Source organism: Deferribacter abyssi (assembly GCF_049472655.1).
Lineage (GTDB): Bacteria > Chrysiogenota > Deferribacteres > Deferribacterales > Deferribacteraceae > Deferribacter > Deferribacter abyssi.
Window position 1 is genome coordinate 78,805 of the sequence record NZ_JAQNCS010000007.1, and the last position, 14,356, is coordinate 93,160.

13 protein-coding genes are annotated in these 14,356 nt (G+C 30.6%); 8 read left to right on the forward strand and 5 right to left on the reverse strand.

Annotated elements, in window-relative coordinates:
- Window positions 1-130: 130 nt before the first annotated feature.
- A complete protein-coding gene (locus OWK30_RS05530; RefSeq protein WP_423324364.1) occupies window positions 131-1,564 on the reverse strand; it encodes a thiolase family protein in 1,434 nt (477 codons plus the stop codon).
- Window positions 1,565-1,706: 142 nt separating this feature from the next.
- On the opposite strand from OWK30_RS05530, the gene OWK30_RS05535 reads away from it, so the two are divergent.
- The 3 genes from OWK30_RS05535 to OWK30_RS05545 are packed head-to-tail and all read left to right on the forward strand — an operon-like array spanning window position 1,707 to window position 5,762.
- Window positions 1,707-3,362, forward strand: a complete 1,656-nt coding sequence (locus OWK30_RS05535; RefSeq protein ID WP_423324366.1) for a Na/Pi cotransporter family protein — start codon at window positions 1,707-1,709, stop codon at window positions 3,360-3,362.
- Window positions 3,359-4,267: a Ppx/GppA phosphatase family protein gene (locus tag OWK30_RS05540; protein ID WP_423324368.1), complete on the forward strand. Its 909-nt coding sequence runs from the start codon at window positions 3,359-3,361 to the stop codon at window positions 4,265-4,267. The genes OWK30_RS05535 and OWK30_RS05540 overlap by 4 nt, the downstream gene beginning before the upstream one ends.
- Entirely contained in the window at window positions 4,248-5,762 is a 1,515-nt protein-coding gene (locus tag OWK30_RS05545) for a DUF445 family protein (protein WP_423324370.1), read from the forward strand. The genes OWK30_RS05540 and OWK30_RS05545 overlap by 20 nt, the downstream gene beginning before the upstream one ends.
- A gap of 136 nt (window positions 5,763-5,898) precedes the next feature.
- Here the strand turns inward: OWK30_RS05545 and OWK30_RS05550 are convergent, their stop codons facing one another.
- From OWK30_RS05550 to OWK30_RS05560, 3 genes are all read right to left on the reverse strand, one after another.
- On the reverse strand, window positions 5,899-7,170 hold the full coding sequence (locus tag OWK30_RS05550) for a TRAP transporter large permease (RefSeq protein ID WP_423324372.1): 1,272 nt from the start codon (window positions 7,168-7,170) through the stop codon (window positions 5,899-5,901).
- 1 nt (window position 7,171) lies between these two features.
- A complete protein-coding gene (locus tag OWK30_RS05555; RefSeq protein WP_423324374.1) occupies window positions 7,172-7,615 on the reverse strand; it encodes a TRAP transporter small permease in 444 nt (147 codons plus the stop codon).
- A gap of 77 nt (window positions 7,616-7,692) precedes the next feature.
- Window positions 7,693-8,682: a DctP family TRAP transporter solute-binding subunit gene (locus OWK30_RS05560; RefSeq protein WP_423324376.1), complete on the reverse strand. Its 990-nt coding sequence runs from the start codon at window positions 8,680-8,682 to the stop codon at window positions 7,693-7,695.
- Between the two features lie 332 nt (window positions 8,683-9,014).
- On the opposite strand from OWK30_RS05560, the gene leuB reads away from it, so the two are divergent.
- From leuB to cydB, 5 genes are all read left to right on the forward strand, one after another.
- The gene (gene leuB / locus OWK30_RS05565; RefSeq protein ID WP_423324378.1) at window positions 9,015-10,091 is read left to right on the forward strand and encodes a 3-isopropylmalate dehydrogenase; all 1,077 of its coding nucleotides are present in this window, start codon (window positions 9,015-9,017) and stop codon (window positions 10,089-10,091) included.
- 243 nt (window positions 10,092-10,334) lie between these two features.
- Window positions 10,335-10,673, forward strand: coding sequence for an ArsR/SmtB family transcription factor (locus OWK30_RS05570; protein WP_423324380.1), 339 nt, complete (start codon window positions 10,335-10,337; stop codon window positions 10,671-10,673).
- A 204-nt stretch (window positions 10,674-10,877) separates the two neighbouring features.
- Entirely contained in the window at window positions 10,878-11,309 is a 432-nt protein-coding gene (locus tag OWK30_RS05575; protein WP_423324382.1) for an RrF2 family transcriptional regulator, read from the forward strand.
- Window positions 11,310-11,319: 10 nt separating this feature from the next.
- A complete protein-coding gene (locus tag OWK30_RS05580) occupies window positions 11,320-12,675 on the forward strand; it encodes a cytochrome ubiquinol oxidase subunit I (RefSeq protein ID WP_423324384.1) in 1,356 nt (451 codons plus the stop codon).
- 9 nt (window positions 12,676-12,684) lie between these two features.
- On the forward strand, window positions 12,685-13,713 hold the full coding sequence (gene cydB, locus OWK30_RS05585; protein WP_423324386.1) for a cytochrome d ubiquinol oxidase subunit II: 1,029 nt from the start codon (window positions 12,685-12,687) through the stop codon (window positions 13,711-13,713).
- Between the two features lie 25 nt (window positions 13,714-13,738).
- On the opposite strand, the gene lexA is transcribed toward cydB, so the two are convergent.
- Window positions 13,739-14,335, reverse strand: a complete 597-nt coding sequence (lexA, locus tag OWK30_RS05590; protein ID WP_423324388.1) for a transcriptional repressor LexA — start codon at window positions 14,333-14,335, stop codon at window positions 13,739-13,741.
- Window positions 14,336-14,356: the final 21 nt, after the last annotated feature.

The window sequence follows — 14,356 nt, forward strand, 5'->3', positions numbered from 1 at the left end:
CTATTTTTGTCACATAATTGTGTTAAGTAGAATTGGGTAGATTACCTCTTTTACCTCATTTTTAACAAATATCTCAAATGAACAGTTTTTTGATTATAAGATAATAGACAGTCTTTAAATGGAAATTTAACTACTTTTTTCTTAATTTTTTAAGCAAATTAAAACTTTTCTGTTTTGCCTTTGCATAAAGAATTCCATCATTACCTTTAAATACATCAAGACTCATCCCAATCTTAGGTGTTTTTTTATCCACATATCTTGCTAAAAACTTTTTCTGTTTTCTCTTTACCATAATAAGGTCTAACGGCGGTTTAACACCATCTGGAGTCACATATAATCTCGTCAATGAATAAACTTTTGGAATTTTACTCAATTTTTCTCTTTTAACTCCATTAATTTTTGATAAATTATGTTGAGACTTTACAGTTCTGCTTCTTCTTTTTAAAATTATTACAAAGTTATTAGTGGCAATTCCACCTATACTCTGAGTCAATGCAATATCACACCTTGAAGGAGTTATTTCATCAGAATAACACCCCATCATAATTCTATAAACTTCTACAACTTGTGCTAATCCAGAGGCACCCACAGGGTGTCCCCTCGATTTCAACCCGCCGGAAATATTCACTGGTAACGACCCATTATGGTAACCCTGTTTTTCATTATAAAATGCCAAAACTTTTTTCTCAGAAATCAATCCAATGTCGATGAGCCCAATAATTTCAAATGGAGTAAAAGCATCATGAATCTCTGCAAATTCAATGTCTTTAGGAGATATATTGGACATTCTAAAAGCCTGATTTGCAGCAATTTTAGTAGATTCAAATGATGTAACCACCCCCCTCTCACTAATCGCTTGTCTATCTGTCCCCTGACCAACACCCATCACTTCCACATCACCCTTTTCGCTAGAAAGATAAATAACAGCAGCTCCATCACTTATCGGCGCACAGTCATATAAACACAAAGGTAAAGAAATCATTTTGCTATTAATATATGTCTCAAAATCAACTTCTTTTTTAAAATGGGCGTAAACATTAAATTTACCATAGTAATGATTTTTTTCAGCAACAGCAAAAAGCAACCTTTTTAAATCTTCCTTTTTCAACTTATTTTCATAAGCAAACCTGTTTGTCACAAGAGCCGCAAGAGCAGGCATAGAAGCTCCTGTTTTCCTTTCAAGAGGATGAATTACTTCGGATAGTATTTTAGTAACCTTAGATGTTACCATACCTGTCATTTTTTCACCAGCAATAACAAGTACATTTTTATAAATACCTGACTTAATTGCTGAATACGCATAATATAAAACTGCAGCTCCAGTGGAAGATGCCGTCTCAATTCTCACAGCCGGTATTTTATAAAGTCCTAGCTTATCTGATATATAAGAAGCTATATTTCCAACTCCTATAAACTCCTCTGGATTCATAAGACCGATAAAAAGAGCATCCACATCTGTTATATCTACATTTAAATTAAAGACAGCTTCTTTTATAAGATTAATAATATTTTTTTTAGATTTACCAAAATGACTTAATGCCGCTTTGTAGATATAGACTGACATCTTATTGCTCCCCCACTAAAACTCTAACACATTTATACAACAAATTATTAAAATTTTCTACATTAGTTATTGAGTATTTATAAATTTTAACTTATAAATTTTCAGGTATATATATTGATTAAATTACATTTAAAGGGTTTATATGCATCAGCTTAACATTAGTTTATTAATATCTGGTTTAGTTGGTGGTCTGGGGATGTTCTTATATGGTATGAAAATGATGTCAGAAGGTCTCCAAAAAACAGCTGGTAACAGTTTAAGAAAAATTCTGGAAAAACTTACCTCAAACAGAATAGTTGGTACACTTGTGGGACTCACTGTCACAGCTATTATTCAAAGTAGCTCCGCAACTACGGTAATGGTAGTTGGATTCGTAAATGCAGGCTTGATGAATTTAATGCAAGCTCTTAGCATTGTCCTTGGTGCGAATATTGGTACAACTGTGACCGCTCAATTAATCGCTTTTAAAATAAGCAAATCCGCATTACCTGCTATAGGTATTGGCGCCTTTATGCGACTTTTTTCGAAAAAAAAGAAAACCCAATACTTAGGTGAAGTTCTAATAGGTTTTGGACTTTTGTTTTTAGGATTAGACACAATGAAACATGCTTTTGTTCCATTGCGAGAACTAGATCAATTTAAAAATGCCTTTATTGTTTTTTCTAAAACACCTATACTAGGCGTAATGGCAGGAGCTCTTCTCACTATGATCGTCCAAAGCAGCTCAGCTACAATAGGTATAACTATTGCTCTTGCTACCACAGGATTAATTGATTTTTATGGTGCTACATCATTAATTCTCGGTGAAAACATAGGTACCACAATTACTGCAAATATTGCGGCTATCGGAACAAACTCCACAGCTAAAAAAGCAGCATTGGGCCACTTACTTTTTAATGTTTTTGGTGTTTTATACATGTTAATCTTTTTAAAGTACTTTATACACTTTATTGATGTTATTACTCCAGGTAACCCTGACTTTATTGCAACAGATGGTTCTAAACCATATATTGCAAGACATATGGCTAACATCCATACAATGTTCAATATTATTAATACATTATTATTCCTACCATTTCTTCATATTCTAGCAAAAATATGTGATAGTTTAATTAAAACTGACGATACTGAAGAAACATATAAATTAGTCTACATCGACGACAGATTAGTAGAAACACCTCCAATAGCAGTCGCTCAAGCTCGAAAAGAAACTGAAAGAATGAGCCATCTCGCTCTTGAAATGTTAAAACTTTCAAAAGAAGCGTTTAATAAACGAGATTTAAAAATAATTAACGAAATTTACAAGAAGGAAGAAAAAGTTGATTTATTAGAAAGAGATATTTCACAATTCCTTGTAAAATTATTCCAAAAACCAATTAGTGAAACCAATTCACAGGTCATAAACAATATTCTACATGTTTTACACGATATAGAAAAAATCGCAGATCATGCTGAAAATATAGGCAAATTTATGGAAAGATGTATCGAGCAGAATATAACATTTTCTAAACAGGCAATTAGTGAAGCTAATCAACTATTTGATGTAGTTATTAGATTCTGCTCTTACGTCTTTGATGAATACAATAGTGGTGATCTTCCCAAAAATATCGACACTGAAGATGAAAATCTTATAGACCAACTTCGAAAAGAATTTAAAAATAACCATATGCAAAGATTAAACAAAGGGGCATGTAGTGTCAAAGCAGGAATTATGTACGTAGATATTTTAAACAATTTAGAAAAAGCAGGTGATCATGCTTTTAATATTGCACAAGTTATAATGGGGATTATCAAATGAGAGCAGCAGGGATTGATATTGGCACCAATACTGTCAGACTTATTATTGCCGACATTAAAAATAACAAAATTGATAGAATAATTTACCAAGATAGAAAAATAACAAGACTTGGTAAAGGTATTATTCATACAAACAAACTTGATGAACAAGCCGTATTAGAAACGGTTTTAGCATTGAAAAATTACAAAGAAATAATAGACCTTTTTTATATAAATAAATACTTAGCAGTAGCAACAAGCGCTGTAAGAGAAGCAAAAAACAGTATAAATTTTATAAACTTATGTAATGAAATAGGCTTAAATATCAACATAATAGATGGAAACAAAGAAGCAAAACTTACTTATTTAGGCGTTACATCATCCTTAGATATAAAGGATAAAAATTTGTTGATTTTTGATATTGGAGGAGGTTCAACAGAGTTTATTCTCAACTATAACAACCAAATTAATTACAAAAGCATTAAGTTAGGTGTTGTAAAGCTTGCTGATGAAATAAATTTTATTGATCTTATAACAGATGAAGTCATACAAAAAACAAACGCTATTATTGAAGAAAAGTTAAGCGAAATACCTTACATAAAAGAAGTTGATACCCTTATTGCAACCGCAGGCACTCCGACCACACTAGCAGCAATTGATTTAGAACTTAAAGATTATGATTACAGAAAAGTTCATGGATATGAGTTAAGTAGAGAAAAAATTCTTAATATTTTTGAAAAATTAAGGGAACTAACATCTAAAAAAAGAAGAGAAGTCGATGGGCTTGAAAAAGGGAGAGAAGATCTTATTATTCCAGGAACTCTAATAATCTTAAAAATCATGGAACTCACTAACTGTCAAAAGCTAATAGTAAGTGATTTTGGTTTGAGGGAAGGTATAGTAATACATGCAGCAACAACTGATTAATTTAGTTACTACTCCACTACTTACTGGCTTTGTCGGTTATTTTACAAACTATCTAGCAATAAAAATGCTATTTAGACCTTATGAAAAAAAGTGGTATTCATTTGGTTGGCAAGGTGTTATACCTAAAAACAGAAAAAAGTTGGCTCACGAAATAGGCAAGCTTGTTGGTGAAGAATTAATTACAGAAAATGAACTACTTAAAGCCATCGAATCTGAAAGATTCCAATATGTTTTGGAACATACTGTAAACAATGAAATCAAATGTTTTTTGAAAAAAGATTTTGGTACTTTAGCAGATATCATAAACCATTTCGGTCTTGACATTGAAAAACTTTTAAGAAATATTTTTTATTCCGAAAATACAAATGAAATCACAAACAACTTGTTAAATAACCTTACTAACAGCATAATAGAAAACCTCTCAAATAAAAAAATCAAAGATATAGAAGCTTTAAGACCATTATTGTTAAATATAATTAACAGTTTGTTTGAAAACAAGAAAATAAAAGATTATCTTGCCAATGAAATAATATCCATTATCAATAATTTTATACTCTCCGGCAAAAGTTTATCAAGCTTACTAACCACAGAGCAGAAACATTTTATAATAGAAAAAGGTAAAGAGTTTTCAGATAAATTTATCAACTTTATTGACAAGCTATTAAAAGATGAAAAAATTAGAAAAAATATAACTAAAAGGATTATAGATTTAAAAAATCAGTATTTTGGAGAGGGTTTTTTTGATCAATTAAAATTAGGTGTATTGAATATTTTTCTTAATGAAGATACTATTTACGAACTTGTTTCAAATGAAATACCAAAAATAATCAATTCAATAAAAAACGATCAAGAAATAAGAGAAAAAATTGACAATACAATAGAAGAAAAAATAGAAAAGTTTTTAACAACACCTATTTACAAACACGCCGAAAAAATAGGTATAGAAAACTTATATGCTTTTTACACAAAGTTTGTCGATTGGTTTAAAGAAAGTTTTTTCTCTAATAATTTAAAAAATAAAACAATTGAAAAAGTAGAGAAATTTTTTGAGCAGACTTCAGAATACACCCTTAAAGGAGTTCTTGATACATTAGGATTTAAAATAGAAAATTTATCAAACATATTAAAAAAGCCATCATATTCAATTGAAAATTTAATACATTATATCATAAAAGGCTTTCAAGAAACTTTACAAGTTATAAAAATTAATAATCTATATGATAAAATACCTGAGACCACCTTTGAAAATGTAAAATCTACAATAATAAACAGTATAAACAACATTTTGAAATCTAACATCAACAAAATCGTCTATTCATTAAATATAGATAAACTTGTTGAAGAAAAAATTAACTCTTTAGATCTTTCTAAACTAGAAACCCTAATTTTCTCATTTATGAAAGATCAATTCAAATGGATAAACATATTAGGCTTTATATTAGGCTTTATTTTTGGTTTTATTCAATCTATAATATTTTTACTAAGTTACCATTAAAAATTGCTTACTTTAAAAAACTCTCACTTAACTACCACTAATAACCAGTTATTATTAAAAAACTAAAACTACCAAAAAATAAATCTCAGGGGTATTCACCCCTGAGATTACTTAAAACACATAAAGATATTTAAAACTATCTACCTAATATAATAAGTGAAATCTGAGGGATATATGTTACCATTAAGAGAAAAATAATTAATACTATAAAATATGGCAAAGAATGTTTAAACACTTCAAAAATATTCATTCCGGAAATACTGCTAGCTACAAATAAATTTAACCCAACAGGCGGAGTTAGCATTCCAATCTCCATATTTACTGTAACAATAATACCGAGTTGTATCGGATCAATACCAAGCTTCATTGCAGCAGGTAATATTAGTGGAACTATTATCATAATAAGCCCTGATGGCTCCATAAAATTACCACCAATAAGTAGTAAAATATTTATAAATATTAAAAACACAACTTTGCTAAAGTTCATATCAACAATCCATTGAGCCAAAGACTGAGGAATCTGCATAATCGTAATAAAATTGGCAAATAACATCGCATTGGCAATTATGAACAAAATCATAGTAGATGTAATAACGCTTTCGGATGTAACATTTATAATATCTTTTAACTCAATATCCCTATAAACAAAAACTGAAACAAAAAAAGCATATACAGCTGATACAGCAGCAGCCTCAGTAGGAGTAAAAATACCACCGTAAATACCACCTATTATAATTACAATAGTAAATAATCCAGGAAATGCATTTTTAAAAGATGTTGCCACCTCTGAAAAAGAAGCTCTTTTTACCCTTTTAAACCCCTCTCTTCTTGCCATAATATAAGTAACAAGCATCAACATTGTACCAAGAATTGCTCCAGGAATAAACCCTGCTAAGAAAAGATCACCTATTGACTGTTCAGCAGTTACACCGTAAACGATCAAAACAATTGATGGAGGAATTAAAATCCCTAACGAACCTGCTGAGACAATTGAACCAACAGAAAACTTTGGAGAATATCCTGCCTCTTGAATAGCACCAAACATAATAGAACCTATCGCAGCAACAGTTGCTGGTGATGACCCTGAAACTGCAGCAAAAATTGTGCAGGCAAAAATAGCACTCATCGGTAAGCCACCAGGAAAATGCCCTACCACTGCCTTAGCAAATCTAATTATTCTATCAGCTGCGCCACCTTTAGAAAGAACATTACCTGTTAAAACAAAAAGAGGAATTGCTGCTAATGTAAAATGATTAATACCGTTAAAAATCTGCTGAGAAAAATATGCAATATCCAAATCTGCAAAGAAAAAAATAATAGTAAAAACACTTAATCCAAGACTAACGGCAACAGGAACATTTAAAAATAATAATAAAAATAATAAGATAAAAAGTAATGTATTTTCCATATCAATTCCCTCTTTTAAACAAACTTTTGATTATAAAAACAACCGTCACAACAGCAGAAACAGGAACTATCAAGTATAAAATATAATAGGGGATATTCATATCTATACTAACTTCTTCCATTATATATGTTTCGTGAATTAGGTAAATTGAAGAGATAAGCAATATAATCATATAGCTAATTGAAAAAATAGCAGAAGTTGATTGAAAAAAACGTTGAACCCTTTTATTTTTGATCTTTTCAAAAATATTCAAACTTATGTGCCTATGTTCATAGAAAAGAACAGATGAAGTAATAAAAGTAGCAAAAATAAATAGGTACAAAGAAAGCTCATGAGCAAAATTTAAGCTGTAATTAAAATAGCGTAATATTATATTAGTAACAATCAACATAACGCTTATTAAATAAGCCACAGATGAAACAGTTACAATTATTTTTCTTACCATATTATCCCTCTTGTCTTTAGTTGTAAAAAAAGGGAAGCATATGCTTCCCTTTAATTTCCAGCATAACTACTCGCTTATTAAAAGCTCGCAGCAGCTTCAATCATATCTTTACCTATTATTTTATAAAACTTAGGGTATACTTTCTCTTTAAACAGCTTTCTAAAAGGTTCTTTTTGAGCATCTGTTAATTCAATAACTTGAGTTTTACCACTTTCCTTAACTTTTTTGTAATAGTAATCATCCATCTCCTTAGCAAGCTTTCTTTCATACTCTGTTGCATCCTTAACAGCTTTCAAAAAGGTATCATAAAGACCAGCCTTTTTAAGTTTCATAACGATTTTTTTGTTAGTTACAAGCATATAGCCTAAATATCCATGATAACTAACAGTGGTATATTTTTGAACCTCATAAAATTTCTTTGTATAATAATTTGACCATGGATTCTCTGCTCCATCTACAACTCCTTGTTGTAATGCAGTATAAACCTCACTGAAAGACATTGTTACAGGAATAGCATTAAGTGCTTTAAACTGTTCTTCCAAAACTTTTGAAGACATTATTCTAAATTTAATACCTTTAGCATCCTCAGGTTTAACAATTGGACGCACGTTATTTGATAAAACTTTAAAACCATTATCCCAATAAGCAAGACCTACAAGACCTCTCTTTTCCACAAGCTTAAGCATTTTTTTACCATATTCACTATCTTGAAATTTATGAAGGCTATCCACAGACTTAAAAAGAAATGGCAAATCGAATATTTGCAACTGTTTTACATAAGCAGTAAATTTAGAAAAACTTGGACAAGCAAGCTGAATAACATCCATTTTCAAAGCTTTAATAGCTTCTTTATCATTGTAAAGTGAGCTGTTTGGATAAACTTCAACTTTAATTTTCCCACCTGTTCTTTCTTCCAAAATCTCCTTCAGATAATTAGCTGCTTTTCCTTTTGGTGTCTCAGGAGAAACTACATGGCTAAACCTAATCTTAATTGGCTTTGCCATTGCTGGAACAACAAGCAAACTAACCATTACTAAAACAAAAAAAATGTTTTTTAAATACCTCATACAAAACCTCCAATTTTTTATTGTATTAAAAACACAAACAATTCCAAAACAAAAAACATGCCAAACACTACTTTCTAAAAAATAGTGATTTTATAACATTATTTGATATATCCATCACCCTGGTTTTGCATTTTTGCAAACAATATCTTTACAAAACTTTTCATATTTTAATCTTTACTCACATTATTCCTTACATATCAACAAATAAGCATTTATTGATTATTTTTGCATTTTTGCAATAAATAAAAAATTTTCCCACACTAAACATTTTTTGGTTTGACTTTACTTAAAATTTGCAGTAAAAAACCATAAAAATTCTTAAGAGGTGCTAAATGTATAAGATTGCTGTTTTACCTGGAGACGGAATAGGTCCTGAGGTAATGAAACAGGCAATAAAAGTATTAGACAAAATATCAGAAAAACATAACATTAGTTTACAATATAAGTTTTCTGATGTTGGTGGTATAGCAATAGATAAATATGATACTCCTTTACCAGAGCATACGCTAAAAATATGTGAAAACTCAGATGCTATTCTTTTCGGCTCAGTAGGTGGACCAAAATGGGAAAATTTACCTCCTGATAAACAACCAGAAAGAGGAGCTTTACTTCCTTTAAGAAAACACTTCAATCTCTTTGCAAATATTAGACCAGTAAAAGTTTTTAAACCATTAAAAGATTCATGCAGTTTAAAAGACCATCTTATTGAAGATGGTATAGATATTGTTATTTTCAGAGAACTTACTAGCGGAATATATTTTGGTCAGCCAAAATATATAAGTGAAGATAACACTTTTGCCATAGATACAATGAAATATTCTGTGTCAGAAATAGAAAGAATAGCTCATCTTGCTTTTGAAACAGCAAGAATAAGAAACAAACGCGTTACTTCTGTTGACAAAGCAAATGTTTTAATGAGTAGTATTTTATGGCGTGAAACAGTAACTAAATTGCATAAAGAAGAATATCCTGATATAGAGCTTAGCCACATGTACGTAGATAATGCTGCTATGCAATTAGTAAGAAACCCAAACCAGTTTGATGTCATTTTAACTGGCAACATGTTTGGCGATATTTTAAGTGATGAAGCAGCAATGCTTTCTGGTTCTCTTGGCATGCTAGCTTCAGCATCAATAAATGAATCTGGATTTGGCCTTTATGAACCAATAGGTGGTACAGCCCCTGATATTGCAGGTCAAAACATAGCTAACCCAATTGCTCAAATTCTATCTGCAGCATATATGCTTAGATACTCCTTAAAACATGATGAAGCTGCTACTAAAATTGAAAAAGCTATCGAAGAAGTTTTAAGTAAAGGATACAGAACTAAAGACATATATACTGGTAAAAAAGGTGAAATTCTCGTTAATACAGAAGAAATGGGTGACCTAATTGTGGAAAATCTTTAAAAAAAGGGGAATATCCCCTTTTAACTCACTTACAGATAAACCAAAAACAATTATTTGTTATAATTATTCTAACTAAATAACCAGTATTATATCAGTTTTATTAAATCACTATAAAAAAATACTTGCTAATAAACTCATAATACACTTCATAAAAAAATTTATGAGACATCAACATGTTATGATAGGGAACTACAACAATATTTTCCACTTGTCAACAATCGTATTTTTCTATATATTCCATCCATGGAAAAAATTTCAGAAATTTTTAAATCACTAGGTGAAAAAAATAGATTAAGAATTGTTCTGTTATTATCTGAACGTCCTATGTGTGTATGTGAAATCAATGAAGTCTTACACATTGCCCTCTCCACCATATCATCACATTTAAAAAACTTAAAATACGCAGGGCTAATCAAAGATGAAAAAGAAGGGAGATGGATAATTTATAGACTCTCTGAGGACCACTTTGTACAAGATCTAGTAAATAAAATAAAAGATACACTGAAAAACGATCCTACTTTTCTCAAAGATAGGGAAAAAGCACTTAAAATTTCAAGAAATAATCTATCATCTAAAACTTAAAAAATTGCTTTGAATTCATAATTCCAATCAAACAATTTAACTTTAAAAATCAGGTATTATACCATACATATTATGCTCCTTAATTTTGTTATTAGTGCAATTAATTAACATAAATTAAATTCTTAATTGTTTTTAAAATAATTTTAATTTTAATCTTGACAAATAATTTTCCCATAAGTATTGTTTACTTAAGAGGTAAACAATATGAGCGAATACATCACAAGAGAAGTTGATTATGCAATCAGAATTTTAGCTTATCTTGCTGGGAAACAAGAGAAAACAAAGATAGCAGAAATTTGTAAAAAGCTCCATTTAAAACGACCTTTTGTCGTAAAAATTATTCATAAATTAAATAAATGTGGCATTATAAAAACTACTACGGGTAAAAATGGCGGTATATTAATAAATAAAGATATTTCTAAACTCAGTTTATACGATATCTGTTTATGTTTAGGCTTTAAAACATCTATAAATATCTGTGTTAATAAACCTGAACAATGCGAATTAAATCCTATTTGTAATATCACCACATTCTTTGCTGGCCTCCAAAACTCCATTGTTACAAAACTAAAAAGCGCAAAAATAGAACAATTTATCTTCAATGATGAAGATTTAGATAAAATTAACCAAACATAGGAGGTAAAAAATGGACGTAGTAGCACTATCAAGGCTCCAGTTTGCCTTGACTGCAATGTTTCACTTTATTTTTGTTCCTCTAACTCTAGGGCTTTCTATATTAGTTGCGATTATGGAAACCATGTATGTCAAAACTAATAATGAAATGTATTTAAGAATGACAAAATTCTGGGGAAAACTTTTTTTAATCAATTTTGCATTAGGAGTTGTAACTGGTATCACTATGGAATTTCAATTCGGTATGAACTGGGCAGAATACTCAAAATATGTAGGGGATATTTTTGGAGCACCTCTTGCTATCGAAGCAACAGTGGCGTTCTTTCTTGAATCTACTTTTTTAGGAATATGGATTTTCGGATGGAAAAAACTATCTAAGAAAGCTCATGCTTTTGCGATCTGGATGGTGGCCATTGGTTCAAACCTGTCTGCATTATGGATCTTGGTAGCAAATGCATGGATGCAAAATCCTGTAGGATATGTTCTACGAAACGGAAGGGCAGAAATGGTTGACTTTGCAGCAGTAATTTTCTCAAGTTACGCCATTTTAAAATTTTTACATCAAATATTAGCAGCTTATATTGTAGGATCATTTTTTGTAATGGGAGTATCCGCATATCATTTAATAAAAAAATCACACGTTGAATTTTTCAAAAAATCTTTCAAAATTGCAGCTATTTTTGCACTTATTGTAAGTTTTGCTGAATTTTTTGTAGGTGACTGGCATGCCTTTGAAGTAGCAAAAGTTCAACCCACAAAATTGGCAGCAATGGAATCTCTATGGGAAACTCAAAAAGGAGCACCAATTTATCTTTTTGCTATCCCAAATGAAGCAAAAGAAGAAAACCTTATTGAAATTTTACCAATACCAAAATTACTCAGTTTCTTAGCTTATCATGATTTAAATGCTGAAGTAAAAGGCTTAAAGGCTTTTCCTAAAGATGAAAGACCACCTGTTATGCCTGTTTTCTTAAGTTTTAGATTAATGGTTGGCCTAGGTATGCTTTTTATGATTCTAGCATCTTTGGCTTATTATTATAGCAAAAAAGATGTATTATTAGATAAAAAATGGTTTTTAAAAACAATGCTTTATATGATACCTATCCCGTATATAGCTAACTTTCTTGGTTGGACTGTGGCCGAAGTAGGTAGACAGCCTTGGATTGTTTACGGACTCATGAGGACTTCTGATGGTGTTTCTAAGTCAGTTGCAATAGAACAAGTGTGGTTTTCTCTTATCGGCTTTACTTTATTTTACGGATTACTCGGTGTGATAGATATTTATTTACTCTCAAAATATGCAAAAAAAGGACCTGAATCCCCTGTGAAAAAACAAGAAGTAATTCAGGCATCAACAGTATCTGCGTAGGAGGGAACCATGATATATCAAATAATATGGTTTGCACTTTGGGGACTTTTATGGGCTGTATATTTTATGCTAGATGGATTTGATCTCGGTGCTGGTATACTACATCCATTTGTTGCAAAAAGTGAAGAAGAAAAAAGAATTGTTATAAATACACTAGGTCCGGTATGGGATGGAAACGAAGTCTGGCTAATTACTGCAGGTGGGGCAACTTTTGCTGCATTCCCTACAACCTATGCCTACATGTTTAGCTATCTTTACACCCCTCTTCTGTTGCTTCTGTTTGGTCTTATTTTTAGAGGTGTTTCTTTTGAGTTTAGAGGTAAAAAAGATAACCCAGCTTGGAAAAAAGGTTGGGATATTGCTATTTTTGCAGGAAGTTTAATCCCTACAATTCTTTTTGGAGTAGCCTTTGGCAATATCTTTGCAGGTTTACCAATTGATGAACAAGGATATCATGGAAGTCTTACCTATCTTTTAAACCCATACGGAATCTTAACGGGAATACTTTTCTTATTATTGTTCATGAATCATGGAGCATTATGGCTATCCATTAAAACTACTGGAAATTTATCTAAAAGAGCAAAAAGTTATGCAGCAAAAATATGGCCTCTACTTGTAGCTGTAGCAACATTATTTTTAGTTTTTTCAGCATTCAAAACCCATCTTTATGACAATTACATTAAAAACCCGGTATGGTTTATTGTTCCTACAATTGCTGTAATAAGCTTATTATCTACAATTGTACTAATCAAAAATTCGCCAGTTAAAGCATTTTTTGCTTCATGTATTACTATCTTCACAGTAATTTTCACAGGTATTATAGGTCTATATCCAAACCTTATCCCTTCTAATATTGATCCAAAATACAGCCTAACAGCATTTAACTCATCATCCAGCACTTATACATTAAAAATAATGACAATTGTAGTTATTATATTTATACCAATTGTAATTTTTTATCAGATATGGACCTATAAAATTTTTAAAGATCCTGTAACACCTGAAGATTTGAATGATCCTGAAACTGAAGCTTATTAAATAGAGGGCGTTATTGCCCTCTTTTTCATATAAGTGATCTTATTACATAAACCACTTTACCAATAATTTCAAAATCGTCATTATTTGTAACTACTATATCTTCATATGATCGATTTTCTGACCTCAATATAATATATTCTTCCTTATTAATATAAGTTTTTACCGTTACCTCACCATTTAATCTGAAAACACCTATTTCACCATTGAGTATTTCTTTTGTTAGCTCTACTAAAATATAATCATCTTCAAAAATTCTCTTTTCTATCATACTATCGCCAAAAACCTTTAAAAAGAAAAATCTTTCTCTATTATTAAATTTTGTAATATCTATATACTCGATAATATTTTCTTCTGATATTACTGGATACCCAGCCACCACCTTACCCAACACCGGCAGTCCCTTATTATCAAAAAAATCGTCTAAAATTTCTATACTTCTTGCCTGCTGTGGGTTCTTTCTAATGACACCTTTAGCTTCTAATCTATCTAACATTTTTTTTACAGATGCGGTGGATGATAAGTTTAGCCCTTTACATATCTCCCTTACAGAGGGGATATAACCATTTTTATCTCTGAATTCCTTGATAAACTTTAACATTTTTTCTTGTTTATCTGTTAGCATAAAACTCCCTCTTGAATATAA